17 protein-coding genes are annotated in these 17932 nt (G+C 38.2%); 8 read left to right on the top strand and 9 right to left on the bottom strand.

Translation table 11 applies throughout. The annotated features are described in order from the left end of the window. Positions 1-60: 60 nt before the first annotated feature. Positions 61-258, top strand: a complete 198-nt coding sequence (locus ACFSR3_RS02400) for a hypothetical protein (RefSeq protein ID WP_114758868.1) — start codon at positions 61-63, stop codon at positions 256-258. 46 nt (positions 259-304) lie between these two features. Here the strand turns inward: ACFSR3_RS02400 and ACFSR3_RS02395 are convergent, their stop codons facing one another. Continuing rightward, a complete protein-coding gene (locus ACFSR3_RS02395; RefSeq protein ID WP_114758869.1) occupies positions 305-1258 on the bottom strand; it encodes a LysR substrate-binding domain-containing protein in 954 nt (317 codons plus the stop codon). Positions 1259-1377: 119 nt separating this feature from the next. Between ACFSR3_RS02395 and ACFSR3_RS02390 the strand changes: the two genes are divergently transcribed. From ACFSR3_RS02390 to can, 4 genes are all read left to right on the top strand, one after another. After that, the gene (locus ACFSR3_RS02390; RefSeq protein WP_114758870.1) at positions 1378-1878 is read left to right on the top strand and encodes a Dps family protein; all 501 of its coding nucleotides are present in this window, start codon (positions 1378-1380) and stop codon (positions 1876-1878) included. A gap of 56 nt (positions 1879-1934) precedes the next feature. After that, positions 1935-2222, top strand: coding sequence for a hypothetical protein (locus ACFSR3_RS02385; protein WP_379819560.1), 288 nt, complete (start codon positions 1935-1937; stop codon positions 2220-2222). Between the two features lie 81 nt (positions 2223-2303). After that, on the top strand, positions 2304-3923 hold the full coding sequence (locus ACFSR3_RS02380; protein ID WP_379819559.1) for a SulP family inorganic anion transporter: 1620 nt from the start codon (positions 2304-2306) through the stop codon (positions 3921-3923). A 36-nt stretch (positions 3924-3959) separates the two neighbouring features. Next, a complete protein-coding gene (can, locus tag ACFSR3_RS02375; protein ID WP_114758873.1) occupies positions 3960-4607 on the top strand; it encodes a carbonate dehydratase in 648 nt (215 codons plus the stop codon). Between the two features lie 52 nt (positions 4608-4659). On the opposite strand, the gene ACFSR3_RS02370 is transcribed toward can, so the two are convergent. Next, positions 4660-5862 carry an LETM1-related biofilm-associated protein gene (locus ACFSR3_RS02370; RefSeq protein ID WP_379819558.1) on the bottom strand — a complete coding sequence of 401 codons (1203 nt, stop codon included), beginning with the start codon at positions 5860-5862 and terminating at the stop codon, positions 4660-4662. Positions 5863-5993: 131 nt separating this feature from the next. Between ACFSR3_RS02370 and ACFSR3_RS02365 the strand changes: the two genes are divergently transcribed. From ACFSR3_RS02365 to ACFSR3_RS02355, 3 genes are all read left to right on the top strand, one after another. Further along, positions 5994-7187, top strand: a complete 1194-nt coding sequence (locus ACFSR3_RS02365) for an NAD(P)/FAD-dependent oxidoreductase (protein WP_379819557.1) — start codon at positions 5994-5996, stop codon at positions 7185-7187. A gap of 110 nt (positions 7188-7297) precedes the next feature. Further along, positions 7298-7897, top strand: a complete 600-nt coding sequence (locus ACFSR3_RS02360) for a DUF4142 domain-containing protein (RefSeq protein ID WP_114758876.1) — start codon at positions 7298-7300, stop codon at positions 7895-7897. Between the two features lie 17 nt (positions 7898-7914). Next, positions 7915-8076 (top strand): lmo0937 family membrane protein, encoded by a 162-nt coding sequence (locus tag ACFSR3_RS02355; RefSeq protein WP_114758877.1) that lies wholly within the window; start codon positions 7915-7917, stop codon positions 8074-8076. 288 nt (positions 8077-8364) lie between these two features. On the opposite strand, the gene ACFSR3_RS02350 is transcribed toward ACFSR3_RS02355, so the two are convergent. The 7 genes from ACFSR3_RS02350 to ACFSR3_RS02320 all read right to left on the bottom strand — a co-directional run bounded on the left by ACFSR3_RS02350 (position 8365) and on the right by ACFSR3_RS02320 (position 17881). Beyond that, the gene (locus ACFSR3_RS02350; RefSeq protein WP_379819556.1) at positions 8365-10155 is read right to left on the bottom strand and encodes an acyl-CoA dehydrogenase family protein; all 1791 of its coding nucleotides are present in this window, start codon (positions 10153-10155) and stop codon (positions 8365-8367) included. A gap of 38 nt (positions 10156-10193) precedes the next feature. After that, entirely contained in the window at positions 10194-11375 is a 1182-nt protein-coding gene (locus tag ACFSR3_RS02345; protein WP_379819555.1) for an acetyl-CoA C-acyltransferase, read from the bottom strand. A 124-nt stretch (positions 11376-11499) separates the two neighbouring features. Further along, positions 11500-13890, bottom strand: a complete 2391-nt coding sequence (locus tag ACFSR3_RS02340; RefSeq protein ID WP_379819554.1) for a 3-hydroxyacyl-CoA dehydrogenase/enoyl-CoA hydratase family protein — start codon at positions 13888-13890, stop codon at positions 11500-11502. A gap of 66 nt (positions 13891-13956) precedes the next feature. Further along, positions 13957-14412: a MarR family winged helix-turn-helix transcriptional regulator gene (locus ACFSR3_RS02335; protein ID WP_114758881.1), complete on the bottom strand. Its 456-nt coding sequence runs from the start codon at positions 14410-14412 to the stop codon at positions 13957-13959. 224 nt (positions 14413-14636) lie between these two features. Then, entirely contained in the window at positions 14637-15626 is a 990-nt protein-coding gene (locus ACFSR3_RS02330) for a hypothetical protein (RefSeq protein ID WP_379819553.1), read from the bottom strand. Between the two features lie 67 nt (positions 15627-15693). Continuing rightward, complete coding sequence (locus ACFSR3_RS02325; RefSeq protein ID WP_379819552.1) at positions 15694-16050, bottom strand: DUF2750 domain-containing protein; 357 nt, start codon at positions 16048-16050, stop codon at positions 15694-15696. A gap of 49 nt (positions 16051-16099) precedes the next feature. Continuing rightward, positions 16100-17881, bottom strand: coding sequence for an AMP-dependent synthetase/ligase (locus ACFSR3_RS02320; protein WP_379819551.1), 1782 nt, complete (start codon positions 17879-17881; stop codon positions 16100-16102). Positions 17882-17932 lie beyond the last annotated feature (51 nt).

Below are 17932 nucleotides of genomic sequence, written 5' to 3'. Positions count from 1 at the left end.
TACTACTTTTACATAATCGTTCTTACCACAGCTAACTAAAATTAAAAGAATTTCAGCACTATGACTAGACCTATGTTTAGCTATACACAAAAGATCCTGGAAAGCGTAAGCTTTGATCCTATACTTTTTTGTAAGGAAGTTGAAAAAGCTATAAAAGTACTTTTACCTTACGAAATAGAGCAATTGATTGAATGGCTTAATACATTCACGACAGAAAAACCTGAATTAAAAGCCTGTCTGATTCATGTACAGCAATAAAATATAAAGGAGCCCTTAGAGGCTCCTTTTTTTATGTCTGTCTGTATTAGTTTAGCTTTTTTTGCAGAGGACTGCTTATTTCTACATTCTGGAACGTAATGGCTCCTTTTACAACACCTGCTATTGTGGTGCGCAGAGCTTCTATGATATGCAGTTTAAGTTCTTTTTTAGAGTAAATAAGGCTTACTTCACGTGAAGGCCTTGGATCTTTGAACTGACGCAGTTTTTCCTGGTGCTTCTCGTCCATGTCTAGAGTGTGAAGGTATGGAAGCAGTGTCATTCCCAGTCCTTCATCTGCAAGTTTTACCATAGTTTCAAAACTACCGCTTTCAATCTGGAAGTGATTATCATGATTTAATGTTGTTGCCTTGCAGATGTTCAGGATATTATTACGGAAGCAATGTCCGTCCTGAAGCAATAATAAATTATTTAGGTTAGCTTCAAGGTCTTCTACATCAAATTCTTTTTTATTATACGCCGGATTGTTTTGCGGTACGTAGGCTACAAATGGTTCATAGTATAATACTATCTCTTTAAGTGATTCCTCATCGAGCGGAGTAGCAGCAATGGCGGCATCAAGCTGACCATTTTTAAGCCTTTTTATTATCTCGTTAGTATTATGCTCTTCAATTATAAGATTAACCTTTGGGTATTTGTTTATGAAATTAGTCATAAACATTGGTAAAAGTGTTGGCATAACTGTAGGTATAATACCAATTTTAAAGTCGCCACCAATGTAACCTTTCTGCTGGTCTACAATATCTTTAATTCGCCCTGACTCATTTACAATATTCTTTGCCTGCTGTACTATTTTTTCACCTACATCAGTTAGCTGGATCGGTTTTTTGCTACGGTCAAATATTTGGATGTCAAGTTCTTCTTCTAGTTTTTGAATCTGCATACTAAGTGTAGGCTGCGTTACAAAGCATTTTTCTGCTGCAAGCGTAAAATTTTTATGTTCGGCGACGGCAAGCACATAGTAGAGTTGGGTAATTGTCATAGTATAGATTTTTATGATAAAATTATAAAAACTATTGATATTTCCTATCTTTTAAATGGCTAAATTTACTCTACTTTTATCGTACAAAACTTACAGTAACTAACAGAAACAATATAATTATGGCGACTAAGAAACAAACCAAAGAGACAAACATTCTGGGACTACCGGTGAAGGAAACTGAAGTAATTGCTGCAGAACTTAATATACTGCTTTCTAATTTTCAGGTATACTACCAAAATCTTAGAGGGATTCACTGGAACATCCGCGGAAAGAGATTTTTTGACCTTCATGTTAAGTTTGAAGAGCTTTACAATGATGCACAGCTTAAAATTGATATGATCGCCGAGCGTGTTCTTACTCTGGGAGGAGTACCGCTGCATACTTTTGAAGATTATATCAAGAATAATAAGCTGACAGTAGGTAAAAATATTTCGTTAGATAGTGAGGCCGTAAATCTTATTATGGAGTCAATAGCTGACCTTTTAAAGATTGAAAGAGTTATTCTTGAAGAGTCTGGAAAGATTAATGATGAAGGTACCAATTCTATGATGAGCGACTTCATTAAAGAACAGGAAAAAACCATGTGGATGATGAAAGCATGGAGTGAGGAACAAATTTAAAAGTTATGTTAAATTTGGCGTGAATTTTGCTGTTAAAAAGTATATCTTTGCTCAGAATGAAATTTGTTGTAAACATAGTACTTTTTCTCTTTTTGTCATTTTTGGCAATTCCTACTATTGTGAGTATGCTAAAGGATGATGCAGACATTTCTATGGTTTACAGTTTGAATGAAGAAGAAATACAAAAAGAAATAAAAGAAGTTATAGCCGCACCCTGTTGTATGGAGTTGCGGCTTACTTTTTTTACAGCTTTCAAAAAGGCTGTTATTATAAAAACCAAAAATGATGAGGAACTTGATAATGTATCACGAGAAGTTCACTCACCACCTCCCGATTTAGTATAATCCAATTTTTATATCCCTTTTGTAGGGGCGCTCGGCTGTGTATGCCAACGAGCATGTAATTGAATTATATATTTATCGGTTATGACAAAAAATAAAGATTTTTTTGGGAGCCTTAAGGCCGATTTTCCATCGGGTCTTGTGGTATTTTTGGTAGCATTACCATTATGTTTGGGTATTGCTCTGGCTTCCGGTGCACCGCCATTATCAGGTATTATTGCGGGTATCATCGGAGGTATTGTTGTGGGAGTTATTAGTAAATCCCATATTAGTGTTTCGGGTCCGGCTGCCGGGCTAACTGCCATTGTATTGACAGCGATTTCTACACTTGGCTCATTCGAAATGTTTCTATTAAGTGTTTTTCTTGCAGGTGTTTTCCAGTTAATTTTAGGATTTATACGGGCAGGGAGCATTTCAAATTATTTTCCATCAAATGTTATAGAAGGTATGCTTGCAGGTATTGGTGTTATCATTATCCTGAAGCAACTGCCTCATGCAGTAGGATTTGATGCTGATTTTGAAGGTGATGAAGCCTTTTTAGAGCCTGATGGTAATAATACCTTTTCAGCAATTTTAGGGGCACTGGATTACTTTCATTTAGGAGCTATAATAATTACTATTGTTTCACTGATTATCTTAATATCATGGGATAAGTTTCCTTTCCTCAAAAAGCTTAAGCTTGTTCCCGGAGCGCTGGTTGCCGTAATAGTGGGTATTATTCTGAATGAGATATTTATGAGAACAGGCAGCAAATTAGCTATTGCGGAGGCACATTTGGTAAAGCTTCCTGTTCCGCAGTCATTTGAAGATCTCAAGAATATAATTGTTACACCTGATTTTACCGGTATCAGCAATCCTCAGGTATGGATAACAGCTGCTACAATCACTGTTGTTGCATCAATTGAAACACTTTTATGTATTGAGGCTTCTGACAGGATGGATGTACAAAAGCGTTACACTGATACCAATGTTGAGCTTAAGGCTCAGGGGATCGGAAATATGATGAGTGCATTAATAGGTGGTTTGCCGATGACATCTGTAGTGGTGCGTTCTTCTGCAAACGCCAATGCAGGAGCAAAATCAAAAACTTCCACCATAATTCATGGTATCTTGTTATTGATTTGTGTGCTTTCCATTCCGGTAATACTTAACAAAATTCCTTTGGCTACATTGGCTGCTGTACTTTTAGTTGTGGGGTACAGATTGGCGAAACCTGCAACAATAATGCATTTTTGGCACAAGGGTAAATACCAATTTGTACCTTTTATTGCAACGCTTTTAGCAGTAGTATTTACCGATTTACTCAAAGGTGTAGCATTGGGTATGATTATAAGTATCATATTTGTATTGAGAGGTAACCTTAAAAGGGCATATAACTTTAGAAAAGATGATTATATAGAAGGTGATATAATTCATATCGACCTGGCACAGGAAGTTTCATTCCTTAATAAGGCAGCGATAAAAACGACTCTTAATGAAATTCCTGAGTGTTCCAAAGTGGTGATTGATGCATCTGATACTGTATATATAGCACATGATGTTCTGGATCTTATACAAGAATTCAGAGATGTTAAATCTAAAGAAAAAAATATAAAGGTTAAGCTTGTTGGTTTTAAAGAGGCTTATGAATTAGAGAATACCGATTGGGGTAAACAAAACGTGTTTGTAGAACACAAGGTTAAAAAATTAGAAACTATAAAATAAATGCCTTATAGGGCTCAAAATAATATAAGATTAATCATGTCACATTCGCATTCAGATTTTTACAAAAAGATTTTAGATAATAATAAAATATGGTCTGAGACCAAATTAAAAGACGACCCGGAATATTTTGCCAAGCTGGCTAAAGGACAATCGCCACCATTGTTATGGATTGGTTGTTCAGACAGCCGTGTTCCTGCGAATGAGGTTATTGGAGCACAACCGGGAGAGGTATTCGTTCACAGGAATATCGCTAATATGGTAGTTCATACAGACATGAACATGCTAAGCGTACTTGATTATGCTGTAAACGTACTTAAGGTTAAACATGTTATTGTATGTGGCCATTACGGATGTGGAGGTGTAAAGGCAGCAATGGGTAACGATTCTATCGGGCTTATTGATAACTGGATCAGGCATATTAAAGATGTATACAGACACCACCGTCAGTACCTTGATTCAATAATTGATGAAACATCAAGGTTCAATACTTTTGTTGAAATCAATGTAAAAGAACAGGTTTTAGATTTGGCTAAAACTTCAATTGTTCAGAATGCCTGGAGAAACGGCCAGGAGCTTTGTCTTCACGGATGGGTTTATGGACTTGATACCGGTGTTGTAAAAGACCTTGATGTTAACTTCTGTGATAATACAGAGTTAGATAAGGTAAGCCAGCTTAAATTTTAAATTCCCGTTATTTGTTCATAGTCAAAGCCATCAGCGTTAGCGATGGCTTTTTTTATTCGGTATCTGTTTCCAGATTTTCATTGAAAACCGTTGGCAGTAACTGTGGTATGAATTTAATAAGTAAGGGCAACAGTAAACTTCCTCCCGGCAGTAAAAAAATAGTAAGTGATGGTACTGTTTTACATATTTCTAATAACTGCTTCTTAATTTTTTTCTTTTCCCTTTCGTCAAGGCTACGATGGGTGGAATGCGTAAGTAACAGCATCAGTTCACCATTGTTTGAAAGCTCTTTAATAAGTCGGTTTTTATTGCGGTTTATCAGCAGTATTACTGATTGTGATGCATGGTCATAAAAATGTTTAACAGGATTAGAATACCTGAAGAAGGGTATCTCTTTTCGGTTATTTTTAATGAATAGGTCAAATGCTGCTATACTTTCGGCAGCAATATCTTCACTCATGCCCATTTGGGCAGCAAGTTTGAAAAGAAAATCAATTTCGGTTTCCTGGGCTTTGCCATCACTCCAAATCGCCATACCGGCCATATCGAGCAGATAATTCTTTTCCGGTTTTGATGCGAAATAATCAAGCTCGAGTTTATCAAGCTCTTCGGTATTTATTTTTGAGAATTTAGTATAGCGAACAGAGGACTCAAATAATTTTATTAGTAATTCATCATATTCCGATCTCTTGTCTTTTGCTTTAAGAGCAAGCGCAACAATACTCATTACAATTTCTTCCAGCTTTCTCAGATACTTTTGTGGTATCTCTTCGTTGATAAGATATTGGCGAAAAGCCAGCACATCCATAAAGAGAAGCGCATTGGTAAGGATATGCGAAAAATTACGGCTGATGATGTTATCATTGGTCTTGATGCGCTCGTCCAGTATCTCTTCCAATTGGTGGCTTTGCGAAGAAGCAGGTAACACTTTTTTAAAGAAATCAAAGCCTTCAGGAGTCATTTCTTTATAGAAAGGGATAGCTTTTTCAATGAAGCTTTTATGGTCATCATTTTTTTCAACCAGTCTGTAAACGTCGTAAAGAGTATTCAGAAGGGCAACTTTGGTTAGTTCTTCTGTAATCCAGCCTTTAGTTTCTTTAGAATCAATATTGCTGAATGATACAACATGGCCGTATATAAACCCGGAATCCCTTACCGATCTGTAAAAATCGTGGGAGTTAGCATAAACAGGAAGCTTGTTCTTTAGCTGTGCAAAAAACTTGTCAATCCAGCCACTTGCAGAGGGGTTTATCATTTTTAAAAATTATACTGCAAAACTATGCAATTTTTAACTCACTTGGCAACAGTTAAATAAATCCTATATTTTATTTCCGATTAAATTAACATTGACTAAAAGCGATAACTTTATAATAAAACGCTTTAACTATGACATTAAAAGCAGGTTACCCTTTTTGGCTCATTAAAGATGGACTACCATTTACATATCCAAAACTTGATCATGATATTGATACTGAAGTTGTAATTATTGGTGCAGGTATATCAGGCGCGTTGGTCCGTTACTATCTTATCAATGCCGGAATAAATTGTGTTACCGTGGATGCACGGACTATTGGGTTAGGCAGTACCAGTGCTAGCACTTCGTTGTTGCAATATGAAATTGACGTTCCTCTCTATAAGCTAACGGAAATGATAGGAAAGGAAAAAGCTGAAAGGGCTTATAAATTATGCGGAGAGGCTATTGATAAGCTAGGTAAAATAACTAAAGACAGAGGGGTGAAATATTTTGAGAAAAAGAAAAGTCTTTATTACGCTACATTTAAAAAAGATGTTTCATGGCTTAAGAAAGAATATGAAGCCCGAAAGGATGTCGGATTTAAAGTCCGTTATCTCGAAGCCTATGAACTGGAAAAAGAATATGGTTTTAAAGCTTATGGGGCAATTTTATCTGATCAGGCAGCACAAACTAATGCTTATATGCTAACACATTGTCTGCTTCAGCATGAGTATGATAATGATATTTACGATCGCACTGAGATAACAGATATTAAACATTCAAAAAAGGGCGTTGTCCTTAAAACAGAATCAGGATATACACTAAAAGCTAAGAAACTTGTTTATGCAACAGGATATGAGGTTGTTGATTTTATTGACAAAAAAATAGTCGATTTGTTATCTACTTATGCTGTGGTAAGTGAACAGTATAATGAACGCGACTTTTGGAAAGACGATGTCTTGATTTGGAATACTGCTAATCCATATCTATACCTGCGTACTACACCTGATAATCGAGTGCTGGTAGGAGGCAGGGATGAGAATTTTAGTAATCCCGCAAAAAGGGATAAGCTCATTAACAAGAAAACAAAACAGTTGGCCTCTGATGTGAATAAGCTTTTTCCGCATCTGAAATTTAAACCGGAATTTTCGTGGACAGGTACTTTCGGATCTACAAAAGATGGATTACCCTATATTGGTCCTTATGACAGATTGCCAAACAGTTATTTTGCTCTGGGCTTTGGAGGAAATGGTATTACTTTCAGTCTTATTGCTGCTGAAATAATAACTGACCTAATTCTTGGTAAACCCAATAAAGACCTTGAGCTATTTAGTTTTGACCGTTAATTGTGTTTTAGTATTTCGCTAACACTTATTGTGATAACGCTAACAGCAAGGCTTTTTTATAAGTACTACTTTCGTAATAGAAACATTTAATAATACAAAACTAACCTATTATGAAAAAGACATCGTTATTTGCCAAAACGGCTCTGGGAGCTGCTGTTTTACTATTATCTCTTGGAGTACAATCGTGTAAGAATGAATCAAAACAAGAAGATACTAAAGAAGTTGCCGAAGATGAAAACGAGGCAAAATTTGATGACGTGAATGAGGCAAAAGAGGAAGATTCTGATTATCTTGTAGCTGCTGCTGAAGTAGACATGAAAGAAATTGAGCTTGGTAAGCTGGCGTTGACTAAAAGTACCAACAATGATGTAAAAGCATTGGGTAAAATGATGGTTGATGCACATACTAAGTCTTTAGAAGAACTGAAAGCTGCTGCGACAAAAATGAATGTATCATTACCGGCATCTTTAACTGAAAAAGGGCAGGAGGCTTATAAAGAGCTAAATGATAAGAACGGTCATGATTTTGATAAAGCTTATGCCGACAAAATGGTAGAAGGTCATGAAAAAATGATCGAGAAGATGGAGAAAGCCTCAGAAAAGGCAAAAGAAGCAAGTGTGAGAATGTGGGCCGCTAATTTGCTTCCTGCATTAAGGACACATTTGGAACATGCCAAATTAACGAAAGAGAAAGTTGATGCTATTAAATAGCCTTAAAATGTAATGCTATGAAAAATCTATTGTATATAATCGCCGTTGTATTGATCATTGTTTGGGCATTGGGAAGCTTTGCTTATCATACCGCAAGTGCTCTCATACACCTGTTACTTGTAGTGGCAATAGTAATGATTGCAATCAATCTGATAAGAAGCAGACCACCATTAGACTAATTTATACGCCAGGATGCAACCCGCAATACATTTTTAGTATTGCGGGTTTTTTTATATGTAAAAAAGCCTGCTCAAAGTAAGCAGGCTTTTCAACGAGTATCATGCCCCCATTAATACTCGCTGCTAAAAAAATAAAGGCTTGTAAGTAAATGAATATATAACCCATTTAATCAAAAATAACCTGTCTTATTGAATAATGTGATACGAAATCGTGCAGTGATTTTATAAAATCGGGTTAAAACAAAACCCTGCCGAAGCAGGGTTAAAACAAACTAAAAACTGAAATTGTTAATAAGGGTAAGCACCTTCGCTTACAATTTTTGCCGCAATGGTTTCTCTTAAAGCCACTACGTTAGGCATATTGTTGTATTTTGTATAACGCTTAAGTCCCATCATCATCATGCGTTGCTCGTCACCTTCAGAGAAAGAAGCAATACCTTCTTTACCTTTAATGTTTACGATGTCAACAGCTTTGTAAAGATATAGCTGAGCCATAGCGATTTGTTCTTTTACATTGTCTGCTCCTTGTTTTTTAGCAAGTTTCTCAGTACGAAGGATAACAGATTCAGCCATGTATATCTCGATAAGGATATCTGAGGCTGCCATTAATAATTGTTGATGCTCATCAAGTGCAGGGCCATATTTCTGTACTGCTGAACCTGCAACCATAAGAAATGCTTTTTTTAGCTTAGCAATCATTTCTTTCTCTTCAGCGAAAAGTTCTGAGTAATCAGGAGTGTCAAATGATGGTATTCCCATAAGTTCCTCTGCTACCTTCATAGCAGGTCCTAAAAGGTCAACATGGCCTTTCATCGCTTTTTTAACAAGCATACCTACTGATAGCATACGGTTAATTTCGTTGGTACCTTCATAGATACGTGCAATCCTCGCATCTCTCCATGCGCTTTCCATTGGGGTGTCTTCAGAGAAGCCCATACCACCAAAGATCTGGATGCCTTCATCAGTACAGTTTTGTACGTCTTCAGAAACAGCTACTTTAAGGATTGAACATTCAATTGCAAATTCCTCTACACCTTTAAGTTCAGCATCCTGATGTGATTCGCCATTGGCAACACGTGCCTCAATACGATCCTGGATGTTTTTAGCAGCCCTGTAAGAAGCACTTTCTCCGGCGTATACACTGGTAGCCATTTCAGCCAGTTTTGAACGGATAGCACCAAAACTTGCAATAGGAGTGTTAAATTGAATACGCTCGTTTGCATATTTTGCTGCACCGGATATAGTTCTTCTTTGTGCATCAAGACAGGCGGCAGCAAGTTTAATACGGCCTACGTTAAGCGCATTCATGGCAATCTTGAATCCATTACCTCTTTCAGATAACATGTTCTCTACCGGTACTTTGGTCTCGTTAAAGAAAACCTGACGGGTAGAAGAAGCACGAATACCAAGTTTATGTTCTTCTTCACCAAGAGAAATTCCGTTTGAAGGATCATTCTCTACGATGAAACCTGTAATATTCTTATCGTCTTCAATTCTGGCAAATACTATGAATACGCTGCAGAAGCCTGCGTTTGATATCCACATTTTCTGCCCTGTGATTTTATAGTGCGTACCATCTTCAGAAAGTACAGCTTTGGTCTTACCAGAGTTAGCATCAGATCCTGCACCCGGTTCAGTAAGGCAGTAAGCGCCAAACCATTCACCTGAAGCTAATTTTGGGACATATTTAAGTTTTTGCTCTTCAGTACCATAAAGTGTAATAGGCATAGTACCAATACCTGTATGTGCTCCGAAAGCCGTAGAGAACGATCCTGTAGCACCTGAGATGTAATCACATACCAGCATAGTAGAAACAAAGCCCATACCAAGTCCGCCATACTCTTCCGGTACAGCAACACCCAGAAAGCCAAGCTCGCCGGCTTTACGCATACTTTCTTCAGTTAACGCATAATCTTTTTTCTCAAAACGGTCTTTATTAGGCCATATCTCACGGTCAACAAATTCTTTAACCGTGTCACGCATCATTATCTGCTCTTCCGAAAAATCTTCCGGTGTGAAGATGTCTTCGCTTTTGGTTTCCTTTACGAGGAATTGACCACCTCTTGCAAGTTCACTCATTTCGTTAATGTTTTATTTATTGTTTGTAAGTTGGTATCTTAAAGAATTTCGTAAACCCCCGCAGCACCCTGTCCGGTACCCACACACATGGTTACTACACCATATTTGTTGCCTCTGCGTTTCATTTCATCAAATAACTGAACTGATAGTTTCGCTCCGGTACATCCCAGAGGGTGACCAAGGGCAATGGCACCACCGTTTACGTTTACAATGTCAGGGTTAATGCCTAACTCGCGTATTACTGCCAATGACTGTGAAGCAAAAGCCTCATTAAGTTCGAAAAGCTCTATATCGTTTAACTGAAGTCCTGCCATTTGAAGGGCTTTCGGAATAGCTTTTACCGGTCCGATACCCATGATTCTTGGCTCTACACCTGCTGCAGCATAGCTCACCATACGCGCTATTGGCTCCAGGTTAAGTTCTTTTACCATTTCTTCAGACATCACCATTACAAAGGCTGCTCCATCACTCATTTGCGATGAGGTACCTGCGGTAACGCTACCATCTGCAGCAAATACTGGTCGTAGTTTGGATAATGCTTCTACTGAAGTATCTGCTCTTGGGCCTTCATCTTTCGTTACAGTATATGATTTAGTGGCTTTTTTGCCATTTTCATCTATGTAGGTCTGCTCTACAGTGATAGGTACAATTTGTTTGTCAAATTTGCCTTCAGCCTGAGCTTTTATTGCTTTTTGATGTGAATTAAAACCAAATTGGTCCTGGTCTTCACGGCTTACATTAAACTGTTTTGCAACAGCCTCAGCTGTAAGTCCCATTCCCCAGTAGTAATCTTCGTGGCCGTCTTTGGCAGCTTTATAATCAGGAACCGGCTTGTAACCACCCATTGGTATATAACTCATGCTTTCTGCACCACCGGCAATGATACAATCGGCCATGCCTGATTGTATTTTGGCTGTAGCCATAGCAATAGTCTCTAGTCCTGATGCACAATAACGGTTTACAGTAACTCCCGGAACATCATTTACCTTAAGTCCCATTAGGGAAATAAGACGGGCTACATTAAGTCCCTGTTCAGCTTCCGGCATGGCATTACCTACCATCACGTCATCAATACGTGCTTTGTCGAAATCAGGCAGCTCATTCATCATGAACTGTATGGTTTCAGCGGCCAGTTCGTCAGGTCGCTTGAACCTAAATACTCCCTTTGGAGCTTTTCCTACCGCAGTACGGTAGGCTTTAACTATATATGCTGTTTTCATATCGGCCCCCTAGCCCCCAAAGGGGGAACTCCTATTAGGGGTAAATAGGATTTTATTATTATATGCAAAAAGTTCAAGAACGGAATCCAATTCCTCTAATTCCCCCTTTGGGGGTTAGGGGGCTTTAATTCCTTAAAGGCTTACCTTTGGTTAACATAAACTGAATTCTTTCAAGGGTTTTTCTTTCCCCACAAAGCGATAAGAATGCTTCTCTTTCAAGGTCAAGTAGATATTGCTCTGTAACCAGTGTAGGCTCAGAAAGGTCACCCCCTGCCATTACATAGGCCAGTTTATTGGCAATTTTCTTATCATGTTCAGATATGTAATGCCCTGCTTCCATACTGTCGGTTCCTACTAAGAACATACCCAGAGCCTGTTTACCCAGTACCTTTACATCTTTTCTGCGAATAGGGGCAGTGTAACCCGCTTCGGCAAGAAGCTTAGCGTGTTTTTTAGCTTCAGCTATCTGTCTGTCTTTGTTTACAACAACAATATCTTTACCTTTTTGAAGGATACCAAGGTCAAACGCTTCATAAGCTGAGGTAGATACTTTAGCCATTGCTACTGTAAGGAAGTGCTCTTGAAGTGTATTAAGCTCAACATCGTTTTTACGGAAAAGGTCAGATGCTCTTAATGCCATTTCTTTAGAACCTCCACCGCCGGGAATAACACCAACACCGAATTCTACAAGCCCGATGTAGGTTTCAGCCGCAGCAACAACCTTATCGGCGTGCATGCTCATTTCACAGCCACCACCAAGGGTCATACCATGAGGTGCAACAACTACCGGAATAGACGAATAGCGTACACGCATCATCGTATCCTGGAACATTTTGATAGCCATGTTAAGCTCATCATATTCCTGTTCAACCGCCATCATAAAGATCATTCCGATGTTAGCACCTACAGAGAAATTGGCGGCCTGGTTGCCTATAACAAGTCCGTCATATTCTTTTTCGGCAAGATCTATGGCTTTGTTGATGCCCTGAAGCACACCTCCACCAATAGTATTCATTTTAGAGCGGAATTCCAGATTGATGATTCCATCTCCAAGATCCTGGATGATAGATTCGCTGTTGCTCCATATTTTTTTGCTTTCGCGGATGTTGTTCAGAATAATGAACGCATCCTGACCCGGCACTTTTTTCTGTGATTTAGAAGCTATATCATAGTAGTAAGTAGCTCCGTCTTTGATAGTGTAGAAACTGGTGTTTCCGCTTGCCAGCATTTCGTTAACCCAAGGAGCAACAGTAAGTCCTTCAGCCTGAATAAGCTCAAGACCTTTTTCAACACCTACAGCATCCCAAATCTCAAACGGACCATTTTCCCAGCCAAAACCGGCTTTCATGGCATCATCTATTTTGTATAGATCGTCTGTAATTTCCGGAACACGGTTCGATACATAAGAGAAAGTACCTGCAAAGTTCTTACGGTAGAATTCACCTGCTTTATCAGTACCTTTAATAAGTACTTTAAAGCGGTCTATAGGCTTTTCTATAGTTTTAGTAAGTTCTAGGGTTGCAAAAGACGCTTTCTTGCCTGCACGGTACTCTAAAGTATCAAGGTCAAGTGTAAGGATATCTTTGTCAACCTTTTTATAGAAGCCCTGTCCTGTTTTGCTGCCCAGCCATTTGTTATTCATCATGGTGTCGATGAAAGCAGGAAGTTTGAATAGTTCGTGAACTTCATCATTAGGGCAGTTCTCATAGATACCGTTGGCAACGTGTACCAGCGTATCAAGACCTACTACATCAACGGTACGGAAAGTAGCCGACTTAGGTCGCCCGATAACCGGACCTGTAAGTTTATCAACTTCTTCAACGGTAAGGCCCATTTCCTTCACCTGATGGAAAAGGCTCATGATACCATAGATACCAATACGGTTACCAATAAAAGCAGGAGTATCTTTGGCTACAACCGATGTCTTACCAAGGAATTGCTCGCCATAATTATTTAAGAAGTCCAGTACTTCCTGAGAAGTTTGCGGACCCGGTATGATTTCGAAAAGTTTTAAATAACGAGGAGGGTTAAAGAAGTGTGTTCCGCAGAAGTGTTTCTGAAAATCTTCGCTGCGGCCCTCGCTCATAAACTGGATTGGAATACCCGAAGTATTCGATGTGATAAGTGTTCCCGGCTTGCGGTACTTTTCTACCTGTTCAAACACTTTTTGTTTAATGTCAAGTCGTTCTACAACAACTTCAATAATCCAGTCGGCTTCGGCAATTTTTGCCATGTCATCCTCTGTATTACCTGTTTTGATCCTGTCGGCAAACTTTTGGTGGTAAATAGGAGAGGGTTTTGATTTCAGGGAGTTAGCAAGGTGGTCGTTAACTATCCTGTTTCTTACGGCTTTGCTTTCCAGCGTAAGCCCTTTTTTTTGTTCAGCTTCGGTAAGTTCTCTTGGCGGAATATCCAGCAAAAGTACTTCAACACCTATATTTGCGAAATGGCAGGCAATTGCCGATCCCATAACGCCGGAGCCTATTACGGCCGCCTTCTTAATAGTGCGTTTCATTTATTTGTTTTTTATAGTTTTTTAAGGCGGATGCCCGGCTATAGTCCAAACCTCCGCGTTTGTTTGTTATTCAGTTGGTTCATTTTCTGGAGTAAATATCAGTTTCTCTGATATCAGCTCGTTTATGATTTCCGCTACTTCCATAAAGTTATCCAGCTTCTCCTGAGATACGTGCTGCTTGATCACTTCATTGAATTTAAGTACCCTGTCGCGCGAAAGCTCTCTTTTCTCTTTACCCAGTTTGGTTAGGTGTATCAGTACACCGCGACCGTCTACCGGATTTTTCTTTCGTACTATAAGGCCTTTATCTTCCATCGATTTAAGGGTACGGGTAAGGCTTGTAGGCTCCATTCCCATCTGTGGTCCTAAGGCTGTAGATGGTATTCCGTTCTCTTTATCTATGGAAAGCAACGCAAACCCGACCGACATGCTGGCGCCATATTTTGAGGCTTCTTCGTTATACATTCTTGAAACTGCCTGCCATGTTGCCCTCAGTACGTAGTCTATTGTTTTGTCTTTCATAGGTTATTGTTTTTCAAATGTACAAAAAATTTATTATGCATGCATATTAAATTTATAAATTTTTATAGTTAATTAAAAACGTCAGTCTTTTTTATGTGATACTAGTAAATATATGAATTTATTTTGAAGAATATGGCAATAAAAAACTCCCATTAGTGAGGGAGTGATGCTTGTAAATTATAAATTGATGATATCTTTCGAAAGGAAGATTAATAAAGAGGAAGCTATTTTTTTTGTGATAAACTTTTATTATTTTCTGCAACAAATCCATAGATACTATTGTTATTTCCAAGACGTTGACTAAAAGCTCTGTAAAACACATATGGCTGTTTTTTGTCAAGATCAGGAAAGTTTAGTGTCATAAAATTTTTTACGGTTTCATATTCAGTTTTCATTGCGACTTCATCATTAAAAGGAGTCCAGCTATTGTAATGTACTGTTGTATATAAGCTATTTTTATAAAAGGCCATGTCAAATCCCCTAAGTTGTGGATTCTGATCTTTTCCTAATATGTCCAAAGGAAATTTACCATGAGTAATTTGTATTTTTTTGAATAGTTTGTTTTGATAATCTTCAATTTCTGAGGCTATATCAAATACAAAATCTTTCCCACCGCTTTTTGTAAGATTCATAGCCCCGTTAGCAAATACGTAGGCATCTATCGTAAAACCTTTTGTTTCTTTTTTCTTCGCTGTTTTATACAAATCATCTGCGTTGTGGTCAAAAAAAGAATAGTTTACAGGGATTATCCGTTCTATTTTCCATTTTTCACCAATACGATTGTATACAATTCCAATGAGGTAATGTTGTTGTTCGTTAGCATGTATTTTTAAAATAGACACGTAAGATTCATTAAGCTTGTTTGCAAAACTTAGCGTATAACTGTATTTGTCAGAATGTAGTTTGTGATTCTTGATTCCATCGGTCTTAACATAAAATTCGTCCATTACAATTGGAGCTGAATTTATTTTAGGATCCCAATAAATATATTTTAGAGCTTCAATATTTTTTTTAAGCTTTCTGTAAAAATCTTCAGAACCCAAAAGGTAATAAGCTCCTTCATTGTTGTTTCTCAGAGTTAATGCGATACTGTCATTTTTAGTTTTAAATGATTCTCTGATACTTTTGCTAATCTCTTCATTTGTTTGTAATTCAGTTGAATTACAGCTAGCGAATAATAGTACTATGGCTAGTGCAGATAGTATTTTTGTCATAATTGTTTGTTAAGGTGGTGCAAAATATATTTTATCAGAAAATAATAAATCAAGTACTCTGCCAATATCAATGTTTGTATTGAGTGTTGAGGTCGGTTACGAAATCATTCAACGATACTACATGTCCAATCCTGCCTTCAACAGGATAAATATTGATAAGGTAATTATTCTGCCTTATTATTGGTAATACAGTTTCTTCAAGAGCATTGAAGTCAATTTTAAAAGGAATATAATCTGTCCAGTCGGGCGTAAGATTGCTTTCAATTGATGCTTCATCCGGCCAAAGTGAAAAGACGATGGTATTGTTTACCTCAAACAACGCAAAACTACCATCGTTGTTTATAAGTGTCCAAAGTTCATTGTTTCTTATGATGGTTTGGAGGAAGTGCTTATAACGGTCTGAAGGTAGTGAGGCATTAATCATGAGGTAAAATTAAAATAAAAAACTCCCCGTTTTACAGGGGAGTTTCATATTATTTTGAAGAACCGTCGTATATTTTATCGTACAGTTTTTGGTACTTTTCTTTAACGGCTTTACGTTTCAGTTTTAGGGTAGGAGTAAGTTCACCACCATCAACGCTCCATATTTCCGGGGTGATCTCAAATTTCTTGATCTGTTCCCAGTGCCCGAATTTCTTATTGATGCCGTCTACCTCTTCCTGTATCCTGTCATGAACTTCTTTGTTGTTTGCAATATCCTCGTTACTGCCAAGAGAAAGGCCTTTTCGGGAAGCCCATTGCTTCAAAAATTCAAAGTCCGGCTGAATGAATGCACCAGGCATTTTTTCGCCATCACCTACAACCATTATCTGCTCAATGAAACGTGATTGTTTCATGGCGTTCTCAATAAGCTGAGGTGCAATATATTTACCGCCTGATGTCTTGAACATTTCTTTTTTCCTGTCCGTAATTTTCAGGAAGCCATCTGCATCAATAATGCCTATGTCTCCAGTGTGGAAATAACCGTCGGTCATAACTTCGGCAGTTTTATCCGGCGCATTAAGGTAGCCCATCATTACGTTAGGTCCTTTACAAAGGATTTCGCCATCTTCGGCAATTTTAACTTCAACACCGTTAAGCGGTTTACCCACAGTGCCTATTTTGAATCCGTTATTGCGCTGATCGTTTACAGCAATAACGGGAGAAGTCTCGGTAAGTCCGTATCCCTCCATAACCGGGATTTCTGCAGCAGCAAATACCCTGGCAAGCCTTGGCTGAATCGCAGCACTTCCAGATACCATAAGCGACAGATTGCCTCCAAGTCCTGCTTTCCATTTAGAGAAGATCAGTTTACGGGCAAGCCATAACTTTAAACCATACCATGGGCCATTCGCACCATACGGCTCATATTGAAGGCCAACTTCAACAGCCCAAAAGAATAGTTTACGTTTGATACCCGTTAACTCTGTTCCTTTAGCAATGATCTTATCGTATACTTTTTCAAGAAGCCTTGGTACAGCAGTAATTACATAAGGCTGTGCTTCTTTAATGTTGTCGCTTACCTTTTCTATAGATTCAGCGAAATAAGTAGATACACCATAATATTGGTATAGATACAATATCATACGCTCATAGATGTGACAAATAGGGAGAAAGCTTAAAGCTCTGCTTTTACCCGCTTCAAACGGAACTCTGTCGCCACTCATCAGTACGTCGGAAACAATGTTCTTGTGAGAAAGCATTACGCCTTTAGGACGGCCTGTAGTACCTGATGTATAGATAACCGTTGCAAGTTCATCTTCTGTAATGGCGTCTTTTATTGCATTTACTTCGCTTTGGTTAGAATCATCTTTACCAAGGTCAAGTATTTCGTTCCAGCTTTTACAGCCTTTTACATCGTTAAAAGAATAAATTTCTTTTAGATTAGGAACATTATTTTTTACCGAAGTTATTTTGTTGTAAAGCTCCTCATCCGATACGATACAATAAATCGATGCTGAATGATTAAGGATGTATTCTATATCCTCTTCACTGATAGTAGGATAGATAGGTACATTTTGCGCTCCCGTCTGTAGAATGCCAATATCGGCGATATGCCATTCGGTTCTGTTATTAGACGAGATAACAGCTATTTTATCATTTTTCTTTACGCCAAGGCGAAGCAATCCCCGAGAGAAGGCATTTGCTTTATCGATATATTCCTGAGTTGAGGTTTTTACCCACTCATTGCCATACTTGGTAACCAGCGCATCCGGCAGGTTGTATTTCTCCAGTTGATAGTAAGGAAAATCGAACAGGCGTGTTATAGTAGTCATACGTTATTTAATGTTTGTTCCTGCAAATTATGAAAAAAATATATATCTACA

The organism is Flavobacterium suzhouense (assembly GCF_042684765.1).
Taxonomy (GTDB): domain Bacteria; phylum Bacteroidota; class Bacteroidia; order Flavobacteriales; family Flavobacteriaceae; genus Flavobacterium; species Flavobacterium suzhouense.
The sequence above is the reverse complement of the archived record's forward strand: the minus strand, read 5'-3'. Positions and strand labels throughout refer to the sequence as shown.